Source organism: Faecalicatena contorta (assembly GCF_001404335.1).
Taxonomy (GTDB): domain Bacteria; phylum Bacillota; class Clostridia; order Lachnospirales; family Lachnospiraceae; genus Faecalicatena; species Faecalicatena contortus_B.
In genome coordinates this window covers 105,158-130,877 of the sequence record NZ_CYZU01000003.1, presented here as the reverse complement: position 1 = coordinate 130,877, position 25,720 = coordinate 105,158, and the positions used below count along the sequence as shown (strand labels likewise).

Annotated in this window: 25 protein-coding genes; 22 read left to right on the top strand and 3 right to left on the bottom strand. The window is 46.4% G+C overall.

Annotated features, from left to right (window positions below; all coding sequences use genetic code 11):
* The 22 genes from ARB69_RS02755 to ARB69_RS02640 form a co-directional block, all read left to right on the top strand.
* Positions 1-833: carbohydrate ABC transporter permease (locus tag ARB69_RS02755; RefSeq protein ID WP_055150829.1), on the top strand; the 833-nt coding region annotated here is incomplete at its 5' end.
* Positions 833-1,654 (top strand): carbohydrate ABC transporter permease, encoded by an 822-nt coding sequence (locus ARB69_RS02750; protein ID WP_025655013.1) that lies wholly within the window; start codon positions 833-835, stop codon positions 1,652-1,654. The genes ARB69_RS02755 and ARB69_RS02750, both read left to right, overlap by 1 nt.
* A 70-nt stretch (positions 1,655-1,724) precedes the next feature.
* Positions 1,725-3,545: a sensor histidine kinase gene (locus ARB69_RS02745; RefSeq protein ID WP_055150826.1), complete on the top strand. Its 1,821-nt coding sequence runs from the start codon at positions 1,725-1,727 to the stop codon at positions 3,543-3,545.
* A 55-nt stretch (positions 3,546-3,600) separates the two neighbouring features.
* Positions 3,601-5,148: a response regulator transcription factor gene (locus tag ARB69_RS02740; RefSeq protein ID WP_055150823.1), complete on the top strand. Its 1,548-nt coding sequence runs from the start codon at positions 3,601-3,603 to the stop codon at positions 5,146-5,148.
* Complete coding sequence (locus tag ARB69_RS02735) at positions 5,145-7,064, top strand: glycoside hydrolase family 127 protein (RefSeq protein ID WP_055150820.1); 1,920 nt, start codon at positions 5,145-5,147, stop codon at positions 7,062-7,064. Before ARB69_RS02740 ends, ARB69_RS02735 begins: the two co-directional genes overlap by 4 nt.
* Positions 7,065-7,166: 102 nt before the next feature.
* The gene (locus ARB69_RS02730) at positions 7,167-7,352 is read left to right on the top strand and encodes a small, acid-soluble spore protein, alpha/beta type (protein ID WP_025655017.1); all 186 of its coding nucleotides are present in this window, start codon (positions 7,167-7,169) and stop codon (positions 7,350-7,352) included.
* Between the two features lie 60 nt (positions 7,353-7,412).
* Entirely contained in the window at positions 7,413-8,084 is a 672-nt protein-coding gene (locus ARB69_RS02725) for a WecB/TagA/CpsF family glycosyltransferase (protein ID WP_025655018.1), read from the top strand.
* A 2-nt stretch (positions 8,085-8,086) separates the two neighbouring features.
* Positions 8,087-8,956 carry a YitT family protein gene (locus ARB69_RS02720; RefSeq protein ID WP_055150817.1) on the top strand — a complete coding sequence of 290 codons (870 nt, stop codon included), beginning with the start codon at positions 8,087-8,089 and terminating at the stop codon, positions 8,954-8,956.
* Between the two features lie 204 nt (positions 8,957-9,160).
* The gene (locus tag ARB69_RS02715) at positions 9,161-10,252 is read left to right on the top strand and encodes a PucR family transcriptional regulator (RefSeq protein ID WP_025655019.1); all 1,092 of its coding nucleotides are present in this window, start codon (positions 9,161-9,163) and stop codon (positions 10,250-10,252) included.
* 26 nt (positions 10,253-10,278) lie between these two features.
* Entirely contained in the window at positions 10,279-10,965 is a 687-nt protein-coding gene (gene ftsE, locus ARB69_RS02710) for a cell division ATP-binding protein FtsE (RefSeq protein ID WP_009002218.1), read from the top strand.
* Positions 10,955-11,908 (top strand): permease-like cell division protein FtsX, encoded by a 954-nt coding sequence (locus ARB69_RS02705; protein WP_025655020.1) that lies wholly within the window; start codon positions 10,955-10,957, stop codon positions 11,906-11,908. Before ftsE ends, ARB69_RS02705 begins: the two co-directional genes overlap by 11 nt.
* 9 nt (positions 11,909-11,917) lie before the next feature.
* Positions 11,918-13,063 carry a murein hydrolase activator EnvC family protein gene (locus ARB69_RS02700; protein ID WP_055150814.1) on the top strand — a complete coding sequence of 382 codons (1,146 nt, stop codon included), beginning with the start codon at positions 11,918-11,920 and terminating at the stop codon, positions 13,061-13,063.
* A 35-nt stretch (positions 13,064-13,098) separates the two neighbouring features.
* On the top strand, positions 13,099-14,307 hold the full coding sequence (locus tag ARB69_RS02695; RefSeq protein ID WP_055150810.1) for a S41 family peptidase: 1,209 nt from the start codon (positions 13,099-13,101) through the stop codon (positions 14,305-14,307).
* A gap of 931 nt (positions 14,308-15,238) precedes the next feature.
* Positions 15,239-16,570: an aspartate--tRNA(Asn) ligase gene (gene aspS / locus ARB69_RS02685; protein ID WP_055150804.1), complete on the top strand. Its 1,332-nt coding sequence runs from the start codon at positions 15,239-15,241 to the stop codon at positions 16,568-16,570.
* A gap of 62 nt (positions 16,571-16,632) precedes the next feature.
* Positions 16,633-17,787: a hypothetical protein gene (locus ARB69_RS02680; RefSeq protein WP_055150800.1), complete on the top strand. Its 1,155-nt coding sequence runs from the start codon at positions 16,633-16,635 to the stop codon at positions 17,785-17,787.
* Between the two features lie 35 nt (positions 17,788-17,822).
* Complete coding sequence (gene gatC / locus ARB69_RS02675; protein WP_025655023.1) at positions 17,823-18,116, top strand: Asp-tRNA(Asn)/Glu-tRNA(Gln) amidotransferase subunit GatC; 294 nt, start codon at positions 17,823-17,825, stop codon at positions 18,114-18,116.
* A 13-nt stretch (positions 18,117-18,129) separates the two neighbouring features.
* Entirely contained in the window at positions 18,130-19,605 is a 1,476-nt protein-coding gene (gene gatA / locus ARB69_RS02670) for an Asp-tRNA(Asn)/Glu-tRNA(Gln) amidotransferase subunit GatA (protein WP_055150797.1), read from the top strand.
* Positions 19,606-19,608: 3 nt separating this feature from the next.
* Complete coding sequence (gene gatB, locus ARB69_RS02665; RefSeq protein ID WP_055150794.1) at positions 19,609-21,042, top strand: Asp-tRNA(Asn)/Glu-tRNA(Gln) amidotransferase subunit GatB; 1,434 nt, start codon at positions 19,609-19,611, stop codon at positions 21,040-21,042.
* A gap of 274 nt (positions 21,043-21,316) precedes the next feature.
* Entirely contained in the window at positions 21,317-21,625 is a 309-nt protein-coding gene (locus ARB69_RS02655) for an ArsR/SmtB family transcription factor (protein ID WP_055150788.1), read from the top strand.
* A gap of 98 nt (positions 21,626-21,723) precedes the next feature.
* Positions 21,724-22,722: a permease gene (locus tag ARB69_RS02650; RefSeq protein WP_055150783.1), complete on the top strand. Its 999-nt coding sequence runs from the start codon at positions 21,724-21,726 to the stop codon at positions 22,720-22,722.
* A 61-nt stretch (positions 22,723-22,783) separates the two neighbouring features.
* The gene (locus ARB69_RS02645; RefSeq protein WP_055150780.1) at positions 22,784-23,134 is read left to right on the top strand and encodes a thioredoxin family protein; all 351 of its coding nucleotides are present in this window, start codon (positions 22,784-22,786) and stop codon (positions 23,132-23,134) included.
* 25 nt (positions 23,135-23,159) lie between these two features.
* Positions 23,160-23,351, top strand: coding sequence for a hypothetical protein (locus ARB69_RS02640; RefSeq protein WP_025655029.1), 192 nt, complete (start codon positions 23,160-23,162; stop codon positions 23,349-23,351).
* A gap of 102 nt (positions 23,352-23,453) precedes the next feature.
* Here ARB69_RS02640 and ARB69_RS02635 read toward each other — a convergent pair whose 3' ends face one another.
* The 3 genes from ARB69_RS02635 to ARB69_RS02625 form a co-directional block, all read right to left on the bottom strand.
* A complete protein-coding gene (locus ARB69_RS02635) occupies positions 23,454-23,954 on the bottom strand; it encodes a GNAT family N-acetyltransferase (protein ID WP_055150777.1) in 501 nt (166 codons plus the stop codon).
* A 95-nt stretch (positions 23,955-24,049) separates the two neighbouring features.
* Positions 24,050-24,748 carry a hypothetical protein gene (locus tag ARB69_RS02630; protein WP_242857511.1) on the bottom strand — a complete coding sequence of 233 codons (699 nt, stop codon included), beginning with the start codon at positions 24,746-24,748 and terminating at the stop codon, positions 24,050-24,052.
* A gap of 120 nt (positions 24,749-24,868) precedes the next feature.
* Positions 24,869-25,669, bottom strand: a complete 801-nt coding sequence (locus ARB69_RS02625) for an ABC transporter ATP-binding protein (RefSeq protein ID WP_055150771.1) — start codon at positions 25,667-25,669, stop codon at positions 24,869-24,871.
* Positions 25,670-25,720 lie beyond the last annotated feature (51 nt).

Below are 25,720 nucleotides of genomic sequence, written 5' to 3'. Positions count from 1 at the left end.
TCCCCCTGATTATTTACACATTATTTTACATACTGCCGGGGATTCTGGGTATCTATTACTCTTTTGTGAACTACACGATCTATAACGATTCCAAGGAATTCGTCGGATTTACCAACTATATCCAGATGTTTTCCCAGAACCGGTTCCGGGTGGGGCTTGGCAATACGATCCTGTTTGCCGTACTGACAACGGTATGCAAGAACCTGATCGGCCTGGCAATGGCGGTTGCGCTGAATACCAGCATCCGTTCCAGAAATGTGCTCCGCACCATTTTTTATCTGCCGGTAATCTTAAGCACCCTGATCGTTGGGCAGATCTTCCAGGCAATGCTCCAGCCGGATACGGGGCTGATTAATCATATTCTTTCTGTTTTCAGCTCCTCGGCCTTAAGCTTTGACTGGCTCGGCAACCCGAATACTGCCATGTGGATGGTCATTCTGGTAGAGATATGGAAAGGGGCCGGCTACTGCATGGTAATCTATCTGGCAGGGCTTCAGGTGATCTCCAAAGAATACTACGAGGCAGCTTCGATCGACGGCGCAACGGCATGGACCAGTTTTAAAAATATCACGCTGCCGCTGATCGTGCCTTCTATCAGCATCAATGTGCTTCTGAGCGTAGTCAACGGACTGAAGGTATTTGATATCATCATCGCCCTGACCGGAGGCGGGCCGGGTATGTCCACCCAGGTCCTAAGTACAACCATATACTCCTATCTGGGCAGCGGCGCACTCTCCACGGGCTGTGCGGCCAATGTGGTACTGACGGTGTTTGTCATTGTAGTATTCTTTGCCCTGAATAAACTGTTTGCAAAACTGGAGGTGGATCACTAATGAGAGCACAGAAAATAAAGCGCACTGTTTTGGCGGTATTTATGTGGATACTGAGCCTGATCGTTCTGATCCCGCTGCTGCTGATTATCATCAATTCATTTAAAACCTCCGCGGAGGCAGATATCATGACGCTGAAGCTTCCGGAAGTGTGGCAGTTTGCAAACTTTGCCGTGGCGGTTGCGGAGTCCAATATTTTCAGGACCTTCCTGAATAGTGTCCTGATTACCGGCGTTTCGGTTTTGGCATCCTCCATATTGGGGACAATGGCCGGATATTCCCTAAGCAGAAACCGGGATAAGATTAACAGAGGCGTATACTCTTATTTCCTGCTTGGGCTGGTGGTTCCGGTACAGGTCATTGCACTGATACAGGTCCTGCAGAAATTCAGGATGATGGACTCTTATGCGGGGATTATATTTGTCTATATCGCAATGTTTGTACCGCTGAGCGTATTCTTGGCATACAGCTTTGTCAGTTCCGTGCCGAAAGAGCTGGATGAAGCAGCTGTAATGGACGGGGCGACTCCCCTGCAGCTTTTCTTCCACATCATACGCCCGATGCTGACGCCGGTAATCGTGACATCGTTTATTACGCAATTTGTATTTATCTGGAATGATTTCCAGTATCCGCTGTATCTGCTGTCCAGCAGTTCCAAGTGGACCATAGTCCTCGGCGTTTACAAGTTTATCGGCCAGTTTGGCAGTGACTGGAATATCGTATGTGCATACATCCTGCTTTCCTCCCTGCCGGTAGTCATTGTATATCTGGCGGGACAAAAATATATCATTTCAGGCATGGTGGCAGGCGCAGTGAAAGGTTGATAACGAATTTGCTGTGTGATATAGTGGGGAAAATGCTGCAGAAAATGAAACAGAAAGGGGATGGAACGTGATGATCAGGGTAAAACAGCTTAGTTATCAGAAAAAGGCAGTCCTGTTGTTCTCTCTTTTAATCAGTCTGCTTATCCTTATATTCCTCGCTATATACATGAACTCCCAGAGCAAATCCATCAAGGAAAAGGAACAGGACACAATGGAACAGCTTTCCGTCAGGGCGGTCACCCAGTTTGGAGAGCTGCTGGAGAATATGCACAGAATCTCGCTTGGCGTGGCTTCTGACAAGCATGTGCTCCGTGTTCTGGAACAGGCAGAAAATTATAATGGGGAGGAAAATTATTTCCAGAAATATCCCCAGGAGCGAAAGACCATACAGATGGTTCTGATGAACCTGATCGGAGAGGATTTCCGGAACCGCAGCTTCCACGTGATTTCAGCGCGTGACGACTGGCTGAATCTGGATATCTATAACGAGGCCTACATGAATAAAGAAGGGATTGAAGCTCCTCCCTGGCGGGAAAAGATGAGAGATGATGAATACATCAAGTATATTACGCCCTTTGCGGAGGATGGATACGGGCGCACGAAAGAGGAGGTCTTCTCTTATGTCAGGCAGATTCAGGATGAATACCAGAAATTGGGATATATTGATATCCAGTATGAGAAAAAGCTTCTCGATGATATTTTCACTCTGCAGATGAATAATTATCCTGTTCAGGTAGCTGTTTATCATGGAGGAGAACTGTTTTACGGGAAAGATCTAAAGAATAAAGAACACCTGGAATCCATATGGCGGGAGATGGAATTCACGGAAGAGGGGCACATACAGGAAGTAAAAGCCGGCAGCCGCAAATATCTGGTATATGGTGCGGACAATACTGCCTTTGAGATGCAGGTCTGCCTCTATGTAGATGTAAACAGCTATATGGGCGTCATCTATCAGAATCTGGCATGGATTATCGTGCTGGGCGTGATTCTGCTCTGTATTATGATTCTGCTGGTGACCCTTGTGACAGAGAATCTTTACCGGCCGATCCGGCAGCTCAGGGACAGCATTCAGCACATGAATTATGGGGAACTGGCCTTAAACCGGAATATAGAAGATACGGACGACGAGATCCAGATGCTGACCTCCGCCTTTTATGACATGCTCGATAAGATGAAAAAGTCCAGAAATGAACTGGTAGAGGCGAAGACAAGGGCTGTACGGGCCAGATATGAAGTGCTTCAGGCACAGATCAATCCTCATTTTATGCACAATATACTGTCGGTAATCGGGCTGATGGGGTATCAGAAAGATGCGCCGGAGATCATGGACATCTGTTCAGACCTCACAAAAATGCTGCAGTACACGACGGATACCGGAAATTCTACGGTACCTTTGAAAGAAGAAATAGCACATGTTGAGACCTATCTGAAATTAATGGGATACCGCTATCTGGACCGCCTGCAGGTGGACATAAAAGTGGATCTGGCGATGGAGGAGATAAGGGTTCCAAAATTCATACTGCAGCCCATCGCAGAGAACTGTTTTCAGCACAGTTTTGTCAACAGCAGGCAGAAAAAATACGAAATACAGGTTCTGGGTATGGGGACAAGTGAGGAGTGGCGGATTCAGATCCTGGATAATGGGACTGGTTTTACGGGCGAGGCCCTGGCAAAACTTAAAGAACAGTTCGCAGAAATAGATGCAAATATCAGAGAAGGAAGTTCGATTCCCGAGATGGGGATCGGTGGAATGGCGCTGGCAAATACGTATGCACGGCTGGCAATCTATTCAGAGGGCCGGATTGGGCTGGAGGCAGGAAACAGGCCCGAGGGCGGTTCCTGGGTAAGCCTGATACAGCGGACAGACCGCGGGAGTATCGAAGCGTGACATTTCATAAGGAGTACAGGGACGGAACTGTTACGGGGTGGAAAAGGAGAAAACAATGTTGATGAAGATACTGGTTGCAGAGGATGAACCGGCAATCCGACAGGGGATTATTGCTCTGATCGGAAACCTGGGGCTGTCCGTTGAAATTACAGGCGCCGCAGAGGACGGTATGGAAGCGCTGGAACTGATGGCAGCCACGAGGCCGGATGTTTTGATTACGGATATCAGGATGTCGGGGATGAGCGGCCTTGAATTAATCGGAAAGGCAAAGGAGCTGTATCCGGGAACGGAATACGTGATTCTCAGCGGATATTCTGAGTTTGAATATGCGAAGCAGGCGATGAGATACGGCGTACAGGATTATATCCTCAAGCCGCCCAGGAAGGAGGAGGTCGGCAGCGCGCTGGAAAAGATCTATACCAGGATGGTGAATTCAAAAAAAGCCGGAAGGAAGCAGAACGTATACGATTATGTGGTCAATGGGGTACAGAAAGATACCGCGCAGCTCGAGACAGAGGGCTGCTGTTTTTACCTGATTCTGTTTTCCATCGGTCCGTTTACCAATCGGACGGAAAACCTGATTCAGGTGGGAATCGGCGGCTTTTCTTCAAAAGAACTGCAGGAACAGCTCTGCCAGGGGCTTGGGGAAGGGGAGGATTGTCTGGTGTTCGATATGAAACAGCAGAACGAAAAACTGATCCTCCTTTCTGTAAAGAAGCGGGAAATCAGCCCCATACAGCGTGTGGTACTGAAACTTTCATCCTACGAGAAGAAATTCTCCATGCCGGTCCATATGATTTTGTCGGATGAAATGGATCATACCGGGCTGCTTCCCGGGACTTATGCTAAACTGCACAGAAGTCTTGCGAGGCAGGTGCTGATTGGGAAGAGTGATGTTGTATTTCTGGAGAAAGAATCGAATCAGGAGAGTGAACTGGCGCTGGATGAAAGTGAGAAATGCCAGATCGCTTCTTTGCTGGAGCAGGGGGACGGCGATGGGCTGTGCTCCCTTTTTGGGCTTTTATGTACAAAGTGGAAGAAAAAGAGGATACCGCAGATCAGCTGCGAATTCAGTGTGAAATATATTCTTATGGAAGTTTATCAGAGAAATCCGGTTCTGGAGGCCGAGGCTGCGGTCGAAGATTTATTTTACCAGGCCGAGGAGGTCATTGGGAAGGCCAGGACTTTTGAGCAGTTCGAGGAGGGAATCTGTGGGCTGTTTCAGGATGTTTTTGGCAGGATCAAAGAGGGAAAGGCAAATAAAAAAATCGAGGACGTGGTTGAGTTGCTGAAACAGCATATTTACCTGCACTACAACAGCAATTTGTCTCTGGAAAAGTTTGCCGGCCAGTTTGGCTATAATCCTACGTATCTGTCGAATCAGTTTACCAGCCTGCAGCGCATCTCGCCAAGCAGGCTGCTCACCAATATCCGGCTGGAGAAAGGGAAGGAACTGCTGTTAAATACGGATTACCTGCTGAAAGATATTGCGGAAATGATCGGGTTTCATGATGTATCATATTTCAGCCGTTTTTTCAAGGACAATGTGGGGCAGAGTCCCAAACAGTTCCGTGAAGCGGCGGGCAGAGAGAGGAAAGAATGAAGAATTATATCGAGACAGAACCACAGTTAAAGGCAATAGAGGTAAAGGATAAATTCTGGTCTTTTTATCAGGAACTAATCCGTGATGTCGTTCTTCCTTACCAGGAGCAGATCCTGAAGGACGAGATTCCCGGCGCGGAAAAAAGCGGGGCAATCAGGAATCTTCGTATTGCGGCCGGTCAGGAGGCGGGGGAGTTTTACGGACAGGTATTCCAGGACAGCGATGTATCGAAATGGCTTGAGGCGGTCAGCTACGTCTCTAATATGGAAGGAACTGGAAGATTGGAAGAAAGTGCGCGGCAGGTGATTCATCTTATGGAGCTTGCACAGGAGGACGATGGCTATCTGAACACTTACTTCCAGCTTAAGGAGCCGGAGCATAAATGGCAGAACCTACTGGAGTGCCATGAATTATACTGTGCAGGACATTTGATAGAGGCCGCTGTGGCTGATTACGAGATGTCCGGCAGGAGCACCTTCCTAAACCTGGCCATGCGCCTGGCGGACCTGATTGATTCCCGTTTCGGTCCCGGAAAAGTGCGCGGTATCCCGGGACACGAGGAGATCGAACTGGCGCTTCTGCGTTTGTGGAGAGTGACAAAGGAGCAGAGGTACTTTGATCTGGCAGGATATTTTCTTGAGGAACGGGGCACGGACCCGAATTACTTTGCGCAAGAAAAGAGCCGGAAGGCCTGGATGGACCCCACGGAGCGCAATTATACCCAAAACCACCGCCCCATCCGGGAGCAGGATACGGCCGAGGGGCATGCTGTCCGTGCTATGTATCTCTACACGGCAATGGCGGATCTGGCGGCATGGACAGCGGATGAAGAACTGAAAGCAGCCTGCGTAAGGCTGTGGAAAAATGTGACGGAAAAAAGGATGTATATAACCGGAGGCGTAGGTTCTGGCGCTAAGGGCGAGACCTTTACTGTGGATTATGACCTTCCCAACGACAGGGCATATGCGGAGACCTGCGCGGCGGTGGGACTTGTGTTCTGGGCAAGGAAGATGCTGGGGCTGGATCTTAGCGGAAAATATGCGGATGTGATGGAGCGCGCGCTGTATAATGGAGTATTGGGAGGAATGGGAAGGGACGGCAGACATTTCTTCTATGTGAATCCTCTGGAGGTTGTACCCGGCATATCCGGTGAGGTGCCCGGGTATGAGCATGTGCGGCCGGTAAGGCCAAAGTGGTATGCATGCGCCTGCTGCCCGCCCAATATAGCGCGTCTGCTCGCATCGCTTGGAAAATATGCATGGGGAGAATCAAGGGGCTGTGTTTACTCGCACCTCTATCTGGGAGGTGTTTTTCATTCCCTGCAGAATGGAATCAGCTGGAAGACGGTCACGGACTATCCCTGGGAGGGCAGGATCCAGTATGAAGTCTGTGATCATGAAAAAAGGGAGAAGAGTGCCCTGGCCGTCAGAATACCAGGGTGGTGTTCCTCCTACAGCCTGCTGGTAAATGGAAGGGAATGTACGAAGGAATATGAGGTTAAAGACGGTTATGTCTCAATAATAAGGGAATGGACTAAGGGAGATACCGTCAGCCTGCATCTGTGTATGGAGGTGAAACGGATCTACGCGAATCTTTGTGTGCGGGAAGACGCGGGATGTACAGCGCTGATGCGGGGGCCTCTGGTGTACTGCCTGGAAGAGGCTGACAATGGAACGGGGCAGAACGCGCTTCTGCTTCCGGCAGGATCTGAGATAATAGAAAGACAGAAGTCCGATGAGCTTCTGGGGGATTATATAGGGCTGGAAGCCGCCGGCCTTAGATTGAAATGGGACAGCAAAGCTTTATACAGTGATACGCCTCCACGCGCCGGCGGGACAATGATTTATGCAGTGCCATATTTCCTGTGGGGAAACCGGACGGCAGGGGAAATGCGGGTATGGATCCGCGAGACCTAAGAAATGTGACAACGGTGCATCTGAATGTGAAATTCTTACTCATTTTGAATGTCGTACGTATTTTAGGCAATACTCCTACCAAAAAGAAAGGTAGGTATCAATATGTCTGAAAAGAAATCAAAACCAATTGACTTGAAAAATCTGGAGCCTGAAGAGAAGGTGAAGTATGAAATTGCAGAAGAACTGGGCCTTTTAGATAAAGTTATGGCAGAGGGATGGAAGTCTTTATCCTCAAAAGAAACAGGACGGATCGGAGGTCTGATTACAAAAAGAAAACGAAAGAGTTGAAAAATCTGCAGATTTTTGATACAATTGTACGACTGGGGAGAAGAAGCACAGGTGGTGTAGATGAAAGAGAAGATTAATATCTTTGATGTGGAGATTGACGGCTTCACAGCAAAAGCCGCTATGCAGGCGGCTGTGCAGTATATGCAGAGTGAATCCATCAATACGATTGAAATTATCACGCTGGATATGCTCATGCAGGAAAAGGACAATCCTGCATGGAAAGAAGATACAAAAGCAATGGATATGGTGCTTCCGGGAGAGAAAGAGATACTGGAAGCGGCGGAAGTACAGGATAGATATTTACTAAAGGATGTAGCAAATAAAGTGTTTCTTAAAATGTTCCTGCGCTACCTCCAGAAAAATCGAAAGAAGATCTTTCTGATGGTGCAGTCCGAGCAGGAGATGATAAGCCTCAAAGAGGCTGTGGAAACATACAACAGAGGAATTACGGTGGCGGGCTATGGCGCCCTGGACGTAGAAGGAAAGTCCGAGGAGGATGTCATTAACAACATCAACGGTGCGGAAATTGATTGTATACTTTCTGTACTGCCCTCACCGCAGCAGGAGGATTTTATTGTCAGAAATGCCGCGCTGCTCAATGCCCGTGTATGGCTGGGATGCGGCAGGGCTCTGGAACAGAGCTTCAGCGAGAAAAGCGGAGATGGAGTACGCCGTTTCTTTTTGAAAAAGGTATTCCGTTATCGGGTGGGAAAACAGAAGAAGGAGAATTGAGCATGCATAGATATCGGGAAAAACCCGTGTTTATAAAGTATGCATACATCGTTGTGGGGACAGGAATCGTATCTTTTGCCATCAAATGTATTTATGAACCCAACAGCCTGGTAGTCGGCGGATTTTCAGGGCTGGCTATCATCATTAAGAACCTTACGGAAGGGATTCTTCCTGGCGGTATTCCTCTCTGGTTTACGAATGCCGCCCTCAATGTGCCTGTATTTCTTGCGGCACTGAAAGTAAAAGGCAGATCATTTATCGGCAGGACCTTATTTGCAACCGCCATGGTTTCGGTCTGGCTGGGAGTTCTGCCTGAGTTTTCCTTTATTCAGGACAACCTCCTGCTGGCCGCCGTGTTCGGCGGGGCGCTGCAGGGGGTCGGTATGGGCCTGGTATTTTCAGCCAGGGCAACGACCGGAGGAACAGACATGGTCGGGGCAATTATCCAGAATTATCTGCGGCAGTTTTCCGTGGCGAAGATTATGATGGTGCTAGACGCTGTGATTGTCATAGCCGGTGGATATGTGTTTGGTATTGAACGCGCGCTTTATGCAATCATTACCATTGTGGTGGTCAACCGGATTGCGGACGCAATGATAGAAGGGGTGAAATTCGCAAAGGCTGCTTTTATTATCACAGACCGGTACGATGAAGTGGCAGAGACGGTCATGCACGGAGTGGACCGCGGACTTACCGGTATATATGCAAAAGGCATGTATACAGGGAAGGACCGATGCCTGCTCTACTGTGTGGTTACAAAGAAAGAACTGGTGCAGTTGAAGGAACTGGTGGGCAGAATCGATGAAAATGCGTTCATTATTGTGAGCGATGCCCGTGAGGTTATGGGTGAAGGATTTTTCCCCGTAGAATAAGATTTGTGAACAATGTATAATGACGAAAATATGAATTTTTTGTAAAAAATATGAGGAAATGCATAAAAAAAGTGGATTTCCTCTTTATTTTTTTGACGTTATGCATTAATATATATCTTGTATATGTACGTTCTTCACATTTTTTGATGCCGGAATTTGTGAAAAATGCACATGAATAGAGTCATAAAGCGGAGGAGAGAAAGTATGATTTCAAATCAGATACTTCAAAACACAATTGAGGGCCTTAAGAATATTTCCAGGATTGATTTCAGTGTTCTGGATACGGAAGGCAAAGCGCTTGCAGCCACATTTGAAGATACAAAGGATTATGAAAGTGCAGTCCTGTCTTTTGTGGAATCTCCGGCTGACAGCCAGGTTATTCAGGGGGATCATTTTTTTAAGATTTTCGATGAACAGCAGCTGGAATATGTTCTGCTGGCCGGCGGTGAGAACGAGGAAGTATACATGGTCGGCAAGATTGCGGCGTTTCAGGTTCAGAGCCTGCTGGTAGCATATAAAGAGAGGTTTGATAAGGATAATTTTATCAAAAATCTTTTGCTGGATAATCTCCTGTTAGTGGATATTTACAACAGGGCCAAGAAATTACATATTGACACAGAGATAAAACGTGTTATCTTTATTATTGAAACATCTCACGAAAAAGACAGCGTAGCGCTGGACAATGTTAGGAACCTTCTCGGAGGAAAATCAAAAGACTTTATTACGGCTGTGGACGAGAAGAATATCATTGTGGTCAAGGAACTTACTGATAAAGACGGCGGCAAAGAGCTGGAGAAGATGGCAAAGGATATGCTGGAGATTCTGCGCAATGAATGCGGGGAAGAACACATCCATATTGCATACGGAACCATCGTAAATGACATCAAGGAAGTTTCAAAGTCCTACAAAGAAGCAAAGCTCGCACTGGATGTGGGCAAGATCTTCTTTGACGAAAAGGACATTGTGGCATACAGCACGCTGGGTATCGGACGCCTGATCTATCAGCTGCCGATCCCGTTATGTAAGATGTTTATCAAGGAGATCTTCGAGGGGAAATCTCCGGACGATTTTGATGAGGAGACATTGACGACTATCAACAAGTTCTTTGAAAATAGTCTGAATGTATCAGAAACGTCCAGACAGCTGTACATTCACAGAAATACTCTGGTATACCGGCTGGATAAGCTGCAGAAGAGCACCGGGCTTGATCTGCGCGTTTTTGAGGACGCGATTACGTTCAAGATTGCTCTGATGGTGGTAAAATACATGAAGTATATGGAGTCATTGGAATACTAATGAGTATGAATAATTAGGAGGAGCATATGATTGAATTAAGAAATGTAACGAAGGAGTACTCTAAGGGCAATGCCGCCCTGAACGGAGTTTCCGTCAAGATTGAACAGGGGGAGTTTGTGTTCATCGTGGGAGACAGCGGTTCAGGAAAGTCTACTCTGATTCGTCTCATTATGAAGGAGTTAGATCCGACGGAAGGGACGATCATAGTGAACGGGCAGAACCTAAACAGAATGAGGCATCGTCACATTGCGAAGTACAGAAAAGGCCTGGGGGTTGTTTTTCAGGATTTCCGGCTTTTGAAAGACAGAAATATCTATGAAAATATTGCTTTTGCACTGCGTGTGACCGAGACACCGACAAGAGTTATCAAGAGGAAGGTGCCGGCGGCGCTGTCGCTGGTGGGACTGGCCCAGAAGTATAAGTCATTCCCAAAAGAGCTGTCAGGGGGAGAGCAGCAGCGTGTTGCGATTGCGAGGGCGATTGTAAATGAACCTGCTATTTTGTTGGCCGACGAGCCGACTGGTAACCTGGATCCAACAAACTCATGGGAAATCATGAGTCTGCTGAAAGAGGCGAATGAGAGAGGGACAACAGTATTGGTTGTTACTCACAACCAGGAGATCGTAAACGAGATGAACGAGCGCGTCATAACGATGAAACAGGGCGTTATCGTCAGTGATGAACAAAAAGGTGGGTATTTCGATGAGAATTAGTACATTAGGATACGTAGGAAAACAAGGGGTTAAGAATATCGGGAGAAACAAGATGTTTTCGCTCGCATCGGTTGCGACAATGTCAGCTTGTATTTTCCTGTTTGGATTATTCTTTTCTATCCTGCTGAACTTTCAGTATATCATAAAGTCAGCGGAGGAAGGGGTGGCTATCACCGTATTTTTTGACGAGGATGCCACGCAGCAGCAGATCGATGATATCGGGGAAGCCTTAAGAAGCAGGGACGATGTATCGAAAGTTAACTTTGTGTCAGCGGATGACGCATGGGACAAGTTTAAGAGCGACTATTTTAAAGACAATGCAGATCTGGCGGACGGATTTAAAAATGACAACCCGCTGGCCGGATCCGATAACTATGAAGTATATATGAAAACAGTGGAGAAAAATGATGCGAACCTCTCTGTCAGGAGCAAGTCGCTTGCTTCCACTCAGCAGGATCTTGTCAAGTTTGCCAAGGGCCTGGACGGGGTACGGAAGGTGAACAAGTCTGATGTTGTGGCAAACACGCTTTCCAGCGTAAATGTACTGGTAGGGTATGTATCCATCGCCATTATTATCATACTGTTTGGGGTATCGATCTTCCTGATCAGCAATACGGTAACCATGGGTATTACGGTGCGTAAGGAAGAGATTGCCATTATGAAATATATTGGGGCCAAGGACTTTGTCGTCCGGTCACCGTTTGTTATTGAAGGTCTTCTTATGGGACTTGTGGGCGCGATTATACCGCTGGCCCTGCTGTATGGACTTTATGGCAAGGCGGTCGAGTATGTATTGACCAAGTTCCAGATTTTGAACAATATCATTAATTTCCTGCCGGTTACAACGGTATACCGCCTGCTGCTCCCGATCGGGCTGCTGTTAGGTGTGGGAATTGGTTTTGTCGGAAGCTACTTCACTGTACGTAAGCATTTGAAAGTATAGGTGGCGCCTATGAGAAGACGAAAGAGGAGTATAATAAGTACAGTTTTGGTCATTGCTTTGAGTTTGGGCATGGTGCTCAATGTAAACGCGGCTACTGTGGATGAAGCACAGAAAAAGGCGGAGGAACTGGAGAACCAGAAAAAGGCCGCCGAAAAAGAAAAGGACTCCCTGGCATCTCAGCTTAACTCGATCATTGCAGATATGAACGACACAAAAGAAAAGCTGGAAAAGAAACAGGATGAGATCCAGAAAGCGGAAGACGAGCTCGTTCAGGCAAAAGTGGATGAGAATGACCAGTATGAAAGCATGAAGAAGCGTATTAAATTCATGTATGAGAATGGGAACTCCCAGTTATTGGAGATATTGGTTTCCAGTGACAGTATTGGGGATTTATTAAATAAAGCGGAGTATGTTTCGCAGATTTCTGCATATGATAGAGATATGCTTATTGAGTTCCAGGACGTAGTGAAAGACGTGGAAGAGAAAGAGGCTTCTCTCAAGGATGAGTATGAAGTGCTTTCGGGCCTGCAGGACGAACTGGTTGTCAAGCAGAATGAAGTTCAGGCACTGCTGGACAGCAAAAAGATACAGCTCGCCGATCTGGAGAAGCAGATCGGAGATAATGCGGCGACCCTGCAGAAGCTGATAGAGGAAGCGGAAGCAGAACGCATCAAACAGGAACAGCAGCTGGCGGCCCAGCAGGCAGCACAACAGCAGCAGCAGTCATCCGGCGGCGGGGGCAGTTATACACCACCAAGCACCACGCCTGTTGTCAGTGGAAGCGGCCAGTTTACCAATCCATGTCCGGGGGCAGTTATATCCAGTACGTTTGGATACCGGGATTTTGACGGTGCCTTCCATAAGGGGCTGGATCTTGCGGCAGGAGAGGGAACACCTACATACGCAGCGGCCGACGGTACGGTTGTGATAGCGGGATGGAGCGACAGTGCCGGGAACTGGGTAGTCATCAACCACGGCAATGGATTAACGACAAAATATATGCATCATTCTGCACTTTGCGTGACAGCCGGCCAGACCGTTGTGAAGGGACAGCAGATCGGATATGTGGGCAATACCGGTAATTCATTCGGCGCGCACCTGCATTTCCAGGTAGAATCCGGCGGCGTGGCAGTGGATCCCTTGGGCTATCTGTAAACATACAGAATAATTTCAAAGGTTGGACATGAAATATGGATCATAAAAAGAGTTTTATTAAGGGGGCGCTTTCCGGCGCCCTCATTATGCTATTAATTGTGATTTTGGGTTCCGGAGTGTGGAAGGCGGTCTCAGTCAGGATGGCAGGGGGAGAGGCAGAAGCTGCACAGATCTCTGCGGAGAGTGAGACCGATAAGAAGCTGAATATGTTAAGCAATGTCATAGACCAATATTATCTTTATGGAGATGATATAGATGAAAAAGCCATGCAGGACGGCATATACAACGGCTATGCCAGTGGTCTGGGGGATCCTTATACGGTTTACTACAATGAGGAACAGACCCGGGATCTGCTGGAGTCAACAACCGGGGAATACAGCGGGATTGGCGCCACGCTGCTGCAGAATTACCAGACCAGGCAGGTGACGATCGGCAATATCTATAAAGATTCTCCCGCGGAGGAGGCCGGACTTAAAACCGGAGATATTCTTTACCAGGTAGATGATCATGTGATTGACAAAGAAGATCTGAGTGAGATTGTGTCCTGGATCAAAGGAGAGGAAGGCACGGAGGTGGCTCTGCACGTCTACAGAGGCGAGAACGCGGAGGAGGTCGTCTGTACAGCTACCCGCCGTAAGATCGAGACACAGACTGTCGAGTATGAGATGAAGGAAGACCAGATCGGCTATCTGCGGATCCTGGAGTTTGATACAGTCACATTAAAACAGTTTGAGAATGCCCTAACCGACCTGGAAAACCAGGGCATGAAGGGCCTGGTTATTGACCTTCGCTCCAATCCGGGCGGCAATCTGGATACAGTGGTAGATATGCTGAGGATGATTCTCCCGGAAGGGACGATTGTATCTACCAAAGATAAAGACGGCAACGTTATAGAGGAAAAAAACGAAGAAGATCATGAATTCAAGAAGCCCCTGGCAGTTCTTGTAAATCAGGCCAGCGCCAGCGCTTCTGAGATATTCGCAGGAGCGGTGCAGGATTATGGCGTGGGTAAAATCGTCGGCATGACCACATACGGCAAGGGGGTTGTACAGCAGTTGGTGAATCTGGGAGACGGAACATGCCTGAAGGTGACCATAGCCGAATACTTTACGGCGGCAGGGAGAAGCATAAACAAAAAGGGGATCACGCCGGATGTAGAGGTCGAGTATGTGGCGGATCCTGATCATGAAGATGCGGATAACCAGCTGGATAAGGCAATTGAAGTAGTAACAGGGGGACTTTAGAAGGCAAGCTGTGGGTTTGGGGGGATATTGGGACGCTGAAAAACCGGGAAGCCAGCCCCACGACGGGAGCATCTATGCCATTTTAAAAATCCGCTCCGTTTACGTAAGAGGCCCTAAATAAAAAAACATAGAAAATGAAGGTCCAGCGGCATGCAACCCGAAATCTGATAATTTCGGGTCTTAGGCCGCTGCAGAATTTGACGTGATACGTCAAATTCTGCCCTCCATTTTCTATGTTTTTTTCTTAAGGGCCTCTAACGTTCACTCTAGGACTTTTAAAATGGCATAGATGCTCCCGTCGTGGGGCTGGCTTCCCGGTTTTTCAGCTGGTACATCCGACCGGAAGGAAAGGCTTGCCTGCCTGGAGGGGTCTGTAAGCGGGGACGGTGTATGAATTCGTTTGAGGGTACGTATAAGTACCGGTAAGCGGTGGAGTGGTTGTGTTATTGTTGACTTAACTATTGAAATATATGGAGATACCATACATTCTGATGAACTATATAAAAATTATTTGAAAAAACTCCTTGCAATCGAAAAAGAGCTGTGCTATGATTGTTAACAAGTTTTATCAGAGTAAACTGTGAAATGGAGAAAGGCTGTGAACAAGACTCTGATTTTCAGAAACTGACAGGAAGTTGGCGTCACCGACTGAGAGCGCCGGACAGTGGAGAAGATCAAGGGAACACTTGGGAGCTGATCAGCTGAACCTATGAGTAGGCTGGTACGTATGGCATACGTTACATGCGCAAAAGTGGGGCAGACATAGATACATTACGTTTGTCCAATGCGGGTGGTACCGCGGATTATATTACGAATCCGTCCCGGGATGCAGATGCATCCCGGGGCTTTTTGTTTATATGGGATTTCCTGTATATTTCAATTGTTTTAGTATCCGGGATGCAGTCACAAAGGAGCAGAAAGGAGAAGAAACATGGAATTTGTAACAGGAGTTAAACAGAAGGACACATTGGAATTGAACGAACTGCTGAGAGAGGGAATGACTGGGAATTGTGTCAGATTGAATGGTGCAGTCCATGCTATCCGGAATATGGGGACGGTGGCATTTGTGATTTTGAGAAAGAGAGAAGGCCTGATCCAGTGCGTTTTTGAGGAGGGAGTTTCAAAATTTAACTTGAAGGATTTGAAAGAAGCTGATACAGTCGAAGTAACAGGAATACCTGCAGAGTCTGAAAAAGCACCTCATGGCATTGAGATCAGAATTGAAGAAATAAAAGTTCTGAGTGAACCGGCGGAACCGATGCCTCTGCCTGTTTCTAAGTGGAAGCTTCATACTTCGCTGGAAGCAAAACTGAACTATCGGCCGATTTCGCTGCGCAACGTCAGGGAGCGGGCGAAGTTCAGGATACAGGAAGGCATTGTCCGGGGATTCCGTGATTTTCTGTATGGAGAGGGGTTTACAGAAATCCACACGCCTAAGATCGGCGCTAAGAGTGCTGAGGGCGGGGCGAACCTTTTCCGTCTTGAGTATTTTCACAGGCCGGCTATCCTGCAGCAGAGCCCGCAGTTCTATAAGCAGATGATGGTCGGGGTGTTTGACAGGGTGTTTGAGACGGCGCCGGTCTTTCGGGCTGAGAAGCACAATACAAAACGCCATCTGAACGAGTATACGAGCCTGGATTTTGAGATGGGCTACATTGACGGGTTCGAAGATATTATGGCGATGGAAACAGGATTTCTCCAGTACACTTTTGAACTGCTTGAGAATGACTATGCAGGGGAATTAAAAATTCTTGGAATTGAACTCCCGGAGGCGGAGAAGATACCGGCTGTCAGATTTGATGATATCAAAAGAAAAGTATCTGAAAAGTACGGGCGGGGCATAAAGAACCCCTATGATCTGGAGCCCGAGGAGGAGCAGCTGATCAGCCAATATGCAAAAGAGGAATGGGATGCAGATTTTGTGTTTGTCACCCACTATCCATCCAGAAAGCGGCCGTTTTACGCGATGGATGATCCGGCGGACCCAACCTTTACACTGAGTTTCGACCTGTTGTTTCGGGGAATGGAAATCACAACCGGGGGCCAGCGGATCCATGACTACCATGATCTGAAAAAAAAGATGGAAGCAAGGGATATGGCAGAGGAAGGAATGGAACAATATCTGAGTGCATTCAAACACGGTATGCCGCCCCATGGAGGCCTGGGAATCGGGCTGGAGCGTCTGACCATGAAAATACTGGGCGAAGATAACGTGCGTGAGACAGCACTATTTCCCAGAGACTTGAGCAGGCTGGAACCATAAAACTCAAAGGGGTCTGTCCCCTTTGAGTTTCGAAAATTACGGATGAGAAATGAGAGGGGCCTATGTCAAGCAAAAGATGTTATCTATGCGGAGGAAAACTAGTAGAAGGACGTTGTCAGGATTGTGGTCTGGACAATGCAAGAAGTGAGAGGAAAACCTACCGGCTGAACTACAGCCGGACGGAAAACAGGATAAAAGGCCGCGGAGAAGTAAAGGATACATGTGATTTTGATAACCGGGATGAGGAAGTTATGAAACGGGCGGCAAAGAAATCGAAAGATAAACCGGAAAGAAAGGCATATCAGACAAATGATTCCGGACCATCCGCTCAGAGGACCGCACATCCAGATGAGTACAAATACAGCTATACAAAGCCTGTTATGAAGCCGAGAACAGGGAAATCAACTGCAATATCTAAAAAACAAGGTAAAACATTTTTTGTGATTATCATTATTGCTTTTCTTTTAATTGCGTTTATCGGTGATTTTTCTAAAGATAAATTCAACGACGTTGAAACGGGGAGCATCCAGGTAACCGAGGAACCCGGGTCGTCAGATCCCTATGAATTTGTAAGCCGTGAATTGTCTGATACCGGTGAACATTTTGAGAATGTTCTGGAACCAGGGCTGTATATAGGCGGCATCCATGTACCTGAGGGCAGATATGATATATATCTGGAAGAAGGACAGGGGGAAGCATGCGTGGATGACTATGAAAATTCTATTTATTTATGGCAGTTTTTCGGGGATGAAGGGTCAAACGGAGATTTAAAAGAATGGAATGACGTCAGAATTTATGAGGGCGCTGTCCTGGAAGTATCGGGGGATGTCAGGCTTTTAATCGTCACAGAAAACGGGCAGACATCTGATATGAAAGGAATGAGCAATCCGCTGAAGGATGAAGTTGCGCTCACTCAGGGAAGAAAACTGACCGCAGGGGAAGATTTCCCGGCAGGGGTATACGATTTCCAGGCGGTTTCAGACTGGACGACGATCAGTTACAGTATTCCGCTGAATACGAACTATGAGGATCCTGAGTTGAACTATTTGAATAAAAGCAAATGGCTGGCGTGCGATGCCATAAATACTGTTTTCCGAAACGTTGTGCTGCCCGAAGGCTCAACCGTATGTGCGGATGATGGGGACGCCAGAATGATTCCAAGCAAGTTGATTGAATCAGAAGACTATGATTCATATTACGATGCGTATAGATATTAAAGGGGTCAGACCCCTTTGCAGAAAAGGAGGATATGATGTCTAATAAAATTTCTAAAGAAACGATTGAGTATGTCAGTATTCTTGCTAAGCTTGAACTGTCTGAGGAGGAGAAGGGAACGGCCCGGACGGATATGGAGAAGATGCTGGATTATATAGATACATTGAACGACCTGGATACGAGCGGTATTGAACCGATGTCTCATGCATTTCCTCTGCATAATGTGTTTCGGGAGGATGTTGTGACGAACGAAGATCATAAAGAAGATATTTTGGCAAATGCTCCCCAGAGGAAAAACGACAGCTTTGAGGTGCCTAAGACGATCGGATAGGAGGAAGCAGAAAATGGATATATTGAGCCTTACAGCTCTTGAGCTGGGGAAAATGATAAAAGATAAGAAAGTGACGGCAGGTGAGGCGGCGAGAGCGGCAATTGAGCGGGCAAAAGCGCTGGAGCCGGAGATACACAGTTATGTGACTCTGGATGAAGAAGGGGCAATGAGGCAGGCGGCTGAGGTGCAGAAGCAGATTGAGAATGGTACGCTTACGGGCCCGCTGGCGGGCGTGCCGGTGGCAGTGAAAGACAATCTGTGCATAGAAGGCCAGCTTACAACCTGCAGTTCCAGAATCCTGTCCGATTTTAAACCGGTATACACGGCGGAAGCAGTGTTGAATCTGAAGAAGGCAGGGGCAGTGGTACTCGGGAAAACGAATATGGATGAGTTTGCAATGGGCAGTACGACAGAAACCTCATATTATGGTCCAACGAAAAACCCGCATAATCCAGCCCATGTACCGGGCGGGTCATCGGGCGGGTCCTGTGCTGCGGTGGCGGCACAGGAGTGCTGGTTCTCACTGGGAACAGACACCGGCGGTTCTATCCGCCAGCCCAGCTCATTCTGTGGAGTAGTGGGATTAAAACCCACTTACGGCACCGTGTCACGCTATGGCTTGATTGCGTATGGCTCTTCCCTCGACCAGATTGGGCCGGTGGCAAAGGATGTATCTGACTGTGCGGCCATACTGGAGGCTGTCTCTTCATACGACCCAAAAGACAGCACGTCAGTAAAACGGCAGGACTACGATTTTACCAGTGCTCTTATGAATGATGTGAAGGGATTGCGGATCGGTATCCCTGCGGATTATTTAAAAGAAGGGCTGGACAAAGAAGTAGAAAATGCTGTCATGGAAGCGGCAGGCGTTCTGAGAGAAAGAGGCGCCATAGTAGAAACCTTTGATCTGAGTCTTGTACAGTATACAATCCCCACTTATTACGTGATAGCTTCTGCAGAAGCCAGCTCCAATTTGGAACGCTTCGACGGCGTAAAATACGGGTACCGCACGCCGGATTATGACGGGCTTCACAACATGTATAAAAAGACGAGGTTCGAAGGTTTTGGCGCAGAAGTAAAACGCAGAATCATGCTGGGGGCTTTCGTTTTGAGTTCAGGTTATTACGATGCCTATTATCTGAAGGCACTGCGCACAAAAGCATTAATAAAACAGGCCTTTGACCGTGCCTTTGAATCTTACGATGTGATACTTGGGCCGACTGCACCCACGACGGCGCCGGAACTTGGTAAATCCTTACGCGATCCGATGAAAATGTATCTGGGCGATATTTATACGGTTGCAGTCAATCTGGCCGGCCTGCCGGGGATGTCCGTACCGGTGGGCAAGGACAGCAGAGGCATCCCAATCGGAATGCAGCTCATTGGAAGCTGTTTTCAGGAGAAAACACTGCTGCGCACCGCATACACATATGAATGTGAAACAGGCAAACGGCATGAAGCGCCGGCTATGACAGGAAAGGAGGCGTAAAGGATGGCAAAGCAGTATGAGACCGTAATCGGACTTGAAGTCCACGTAGAGCTGGCGACAAAGACAAAAATCTTCTGCGGCTGCAGCACAGAATTTGGAGGCGCCCCCAATACGCACACCTGTCCCGTCTGTACCGGCATGCCAGGCTCCCTCCCCGTGTTAAATAAGCAGGTCGTGGAGTATGCCATGGCAATCGGACTGGCTTTAAATTGTGAAATAACAAGGCTGTGTAAGTTTGACCGTAAAAATTATTTCTATCCCGATAATCCGCAGAACTACCAGATCTCCCAGCTTTATCTTCCAATCGCAAGAAACGGCTGTATCGAGATTGAAAGCGGCGGCGGAAAAAAGAAGGTCCGTATTCACGAGATGCATATGGAGGAGGATGCCGGTAAACTGATTCACGATGCATGGGACGACACCTCACTGGTAGACTATAACAGAAGCGGCGTCCCTCTGGTGGAAATTGTATCTGAGCCGGATATGCGTTCAGCAGACGAGGTGATCAGTTACCTGGAAAAGCTGCGTATGATCATTCAGTACCTGGGTGCTTCCGACTGTAAGCTGCAGGAAGGCTCTATGAGGGCGGATGTGAACCTGTCTGTGAGGGAAGCGGGCTCGGATAAGCTGGGAACCAGAACCGAGATGAAAAACCTGAACTCCTTCAAGGCCATTGCAAGAGCAATAGAGGGAGAACGGGCACGCCAGATCGAGCTCCTGGAGGCAGGAAAACAGGTGGTTCAGGAGACCCGGCGCTGGGATGATAACAAAGAACATTCTTATGCAATGCGCTCCAAAGAAGATGCACAGGATTACAGGTATTTTCCGGAGCCGGATCTGGTACCGATCGTCATCAGCGATGAGTGGATTGCCGGGATTAAAGCGAAGCAGCCAGAGCTTCGCACAGAAAAGCTGGAACGCTATCAAAAAGAATTCGATATTCCGCAGTATGATGCGGAAATTATCACAGAGTCCAAGAAAATGGCGGATATCTTTGAAGCAGCAGCTGCAGTCTGTGGAAAGCCTAAAAAGGTTTCCAACTGGCTGATGGTGGAGACGCTCCGCCTGCTCAAAGAAAATAATATGGAGCCAGAGGATATCAGATTCTCCCCCGAAAACCTTGCAAAGCTGGTAAATCTGACAGAAGCCGGGACAATCAACAGTTCTGTGGCAAAAGAAGTTTTTGGGAAAATATTTGAGGAAAACATCGATCCTGAGGTCTATGTGGAGGAAAATGGTTTAAAAACAGTTAATGATGAGGGCGCATTAAAAGCAGTGATAGATAAAGTAATAGAAGCAAATCCGAAATCTGCGGAAGATTATAAGAACGGGAAAGAAAAAGCAATTGGGTTTCTGGTCGGGCAGACAATGAAAGCTATGAAGGGGAAGGCTGATCCGGGGTTGATTCATGAGTTGTTGAGGGGGAGTTTAGATTAGATGGGGGGGCGCCTGCCCGGGATATCGTGTACGGCAGCGGCGGGAATGTCTGCAGGTGCCGTACACGATATCCCGGGCAGGTTGCGTTCATCCGATCGGAAGTATAAGGTCGGTGGGGCAACTGACGGGGGAGACGGATGGGAGATGGCTTTGCGGTTTTTTAGGATAGATATGCCAAATGAATGGGTAGTGTTGGAAAATTTAAAACACATATTGACATTAATCGATGTGTTTTGTATAGTATAAATTGAACAGTAAAAAGGAGTGTTGATGAGTGAACGAGAATGAAAAAAACGCAAGGATATTCAAAGCCTTTTGCGATGCAAATAGACTGATAATTTTAGGTTTGCTGCAAAGTGGTGAGAAGTGTGCGTGTAAGTTGCTGGAAGAACTTAATATTGGCCAGCCGACTTTATCACATCATATGAAAATATTATGCGATGCGGAAATTGTTGTTGGACGTAAAGAAGGGAAATGGACGTACTATTCTTTCAATCCAGAGGGCGTCATCCGGGCACGGGAACTTCTGAATCAGATTACAACAGTAACGGGCAATACAAAAAAGTCTAGCTGCACAGACTAATGAGCCGCCAGAACAGATGGCGGCTTATATATCAAATAACACATCGATAAATTGCAATATATAAATGGAAAGGGGAGATTTTATTGGAAGTTACTCGAATGATTTGGGACTTTTTTCAAAATCAGATTTTGGGCATGAGGTGGCTTAATGAATTAATAGGCGGCGGCTTATCTGCCGTAGGGCTTAACATTGAAAGCAGAATAGGTGCCAGTATTCAGTTTTTCCTTTACGATACAATTAAAATCACAGTTCTGCTTTGTGTTTTAATCTATCTGATTTCCTATATCCAAAGCTATTTTCCACCCGAAAGAAGCAAGAGGATTTTAGGGCGTTTTCATGGTGTGGGCGCAAATATCGCTGCGGCACTGCTTGGAACAGTCACCCCATTTTGTTCATGTTCCTCTATCCCTCTGTTTATCGGCTTTACTAGTGCAGGGCTGCCTTTGGGTGTAACATTTTCATTTCTTATATCGTCTCCAATGGTTGATCTCGGCTCTCTTGTTCTGCTAATGAGTATATTTGGTTTGAAAATTGCGATTGTCTATGTTCTTGTTGGTTTGGTTATCGCGGTTGTGGGCGGCACAATTATTGAAAAACTACATATGGAAAAATACGTCGAACAGTATATCAAAACAGCAGGAAGTGTAGATATTGAAGCCCCGGATTTGACAAAACGTGATAGGTTCAAATATGCGTGGGAACAAGTAGCAGCTACTTTCAAAAAAGTATTTCCTTATATTCTGATAGGTGTCGGGATAGGTGCTTTCATTCATAATTGGATACCACAAACATGGATTGAAACTGCGCTCGGAAGCAATAACCCGTTCTCTGTAATCTTAGCTACTCTTGTAGGTGTGCCTATGTACGCGGATATTTTCGGAACAATTCCTGTTGCCGAAGCACTATTTGCCAAAGGGGCCCAACTTGGTGCAATTTTATCTTTTATGATGGCGGTTACTACTTTATCCCTTCCCTCAATGATTATGCTCCGAAAAGCAGTAAAGCCCAGATTGCTTGCCTTGTTTATAGGTATTTGTACAGGCGGCATTATCATTGTTGGTTATCTGTTTCATATATTCCATTCTTTTCTCATATAGGGTGTTTTAGAAAATATGTTGTTAGCAAATAAAAAAATTACATTAAAAGGAGATTATCATAATGGCATTATTTGGAAGAAAAAATAAAAGAGAAGGAACTGCCGCCTGCTGTGGAGGTAACTGCAATGAAGAAAGTATGGCTAAAGCCGAACAAGCAAAAAAAGAGGGGGCAAGCGTTAAAATATTGGGAAGCGGCTGCGCAAAATGCAATCAGCTTGAAGCCGCTACAAAAGCGGCATTAGAACAGCTCTATATGGATACAGCTATCGACCATGTAACCGATTTTACACAGATTGCAGCTTATGGCGTAATGACTACACCTGCCCTCGTTATTGACGGAAAAGTGGTATCTTATGGAAAGGTACTAAAAGTTGACGAAATAATAAAAATTCTGAAAATGAGTAGAGGATAATTCTTCAAAAAGGAGGTAATATAAAGTGAAGTGTCCAAACGTCAAAAAATGTGCCTGCCCAAAAAAGACCTGCCCGAATAATGGAAAATGTTGTGCCTGCGTAATTAAGCATAAAGAAACAGATAGCTTACCTTACTGTCTCTTCCCTGATAATGAAGGCGATAAAAGTCTTAGTAATTTTTATAAAATGCTTAAGACAAGATTTGAAAATGAATAGCAGTACCACATGGTGAGGCAGCGGATGAATTAGCAAGGAGTTGGGAATTTTGCAATATCCGCAGTAAATGGTAAAGCAAAAGCCAGACTCCCCGCCATCCACTCAGAGAGTATACTCCATAATATAGTCATCCATCACAAATCCATTGCCGATATCTGCTACCTGCGTATCAATGGTTTTAAACCCGAGATGGCTGTATACGGCCAGAGAGCCATCGTTGTGTTTATTACAGGTCAGCCAGATTGAGGAGAGGCCCCTCTGGCGGCAAAGGTTCTTCAGAAATTCGAATGCCTTTGTGGCCAGATGGCGTCCGCGGCAGTCTTTTCTAATATAAATTTTACTCAAAAATAACCGGCCATTCTCGGGGTGAATGCCGCAATATCCGCAGAATTCCCCCTTGTCAAAAAGCTGATAGTATTCGTAGCCATCTTTCAGCTGTGTCTTCAGTGCGGGAACAGACTGGAACTTGTCTATCATATATTCTACCTGGCTGGTTCCGATGATAGGGGTAAAATGTTCGTGCCAGATCATTTCTGCCAGTTCAGCAACTTCCTGAATCTGCCGGTCATTGTCTACTTTTAATGTTTCAAATGTTTCGGTCATAATCGTACTCCTTTTTTATGTAATTCCTGGGTGTCTACAAAATCAAGTATACCACTTTTCGTAAAATAGGAAAATAGTTTAGCACATACATCTTATTACTGCACTCTTTTCAAAAATTTCCGGGTGAAAAAAGCAATCCATAAGAAGCAGGATATTACGCCAAATGCAAAGGTAAATACATTTACTCCGTCCATCAATATTTTTCCAATCCAGAACGAAGGCAGAAAAGCCATGAAGTAAGAATAGGGAGCAGGAATAAACCATATTAAGATAAGCCCTAGGAAGCTGATCCCCATTAGTTTTGAAAGCGCAAGTCCCTCAACACGGTTTCCGGCAACCGATACAATCATCATTGCTAAAAATATACTTGTAAAACTGCTGATCAGAGAGCTTGAGAGAATGACTCCAAAAGATAGGGAGGAAAGATTGAAAGCTGCAGCAACGAGTATCGTGATTATGAATGCCCCTGTCATTGGTAAACCAATACGCGCTGCTAAATAAGAATATCCTTCTGCCGGGGTAATCTGATGAAATGCATTTAATCCTTCATCTCTCTCTTCTAGCAATAAAAATGCGGATATCATTGCCGTAAACAAGGGGGCCAGACAAATCAGCATACCGTCGGCAAGGCCATACCAGGCTGTTAAGGGGAACGAGAATTCAGATGTCAGAACTGTGTTGAAAAAAGGAATAGCAAGCTTAAAAAATATGCCTGCTAAAAATGGCGCTGGTATCAGGACAATTAGCATTCCGTCTTTTAATATTTGTTTCAGGCCAATCTGGAAGAGCTTCACGGTATGTTTCATAAATTCTTGCCTCCTTCTGATTGTAATGCATTACGAATCCGTTTATATGCTAGTACTAAAAGCACTACAAGCCAAACCGGATATCATTCTTTAAGGCGTGAAAAAATCTCATTGTAAGCCCCTCCCTGTCAATGAAATAAAGATATCCTCAAGCGTCGGTTCTTTTGAATGAATACTGGTCAGTGTCCCATTTTTCATTGCGGTTTGAAAGTCCCGGGCATCGGCCAGACTGGAAAGAGTACAAACACTTTGTCTTTCTTTTCTATTATCGGAAAAACAATATTCAACCTCTGTATCAAATCTGCTTTTACGCAAAGCGTGCGGCGAATCTATCGTTTTCACCGTACCGTCAACAATAAAAGCAACATGGTCGCAGAGTTCCTCCGCATCATGTATGTTATGGGTCGTTAATATGATGGTCTTTCCCTTCTTTTTCTGTTCCAATATCATATCCTTCAGCACCCTTGCATTTGCAGGATCCAGGCCGCTGGTGGGCTCGTCCAGAAAGAGCAGTTTGGGATCATGCAGCAATGAACGTATAAAACCAAGCCGCATTTTCATACCCTTTGAATAGCTGGAGACTTTTTTGCCGGCATCAGGGCGAAGGCCAACCTTTTCTAAAAGTTCCAATGGATCGGTTGTTCTGACGGAATAAATCGAAGCAAAATACTTTAAATTTTCGAGCGCGGTAAACTTTTCATAAAAGTTGGGAAACTCAAAATCCACACCGATATTTTCATAATAATCGCTGGTTCTGTGCCTGATCCCGTCACCAAAAACACGGACACTCCCACGATAATCGCGGAGAGTTCGTGTTAATATTTTCTGTACGGTACTTTTTCCAGCCCCGGACGGACCGAGAAAGCCAAATATTTCGCCCTGCTTTACATCAAAACTAATCCCTCGTATAGTATCTTATTAGCACTCATCTATAAAGAGTGCTAACTTTTTATTGACTTT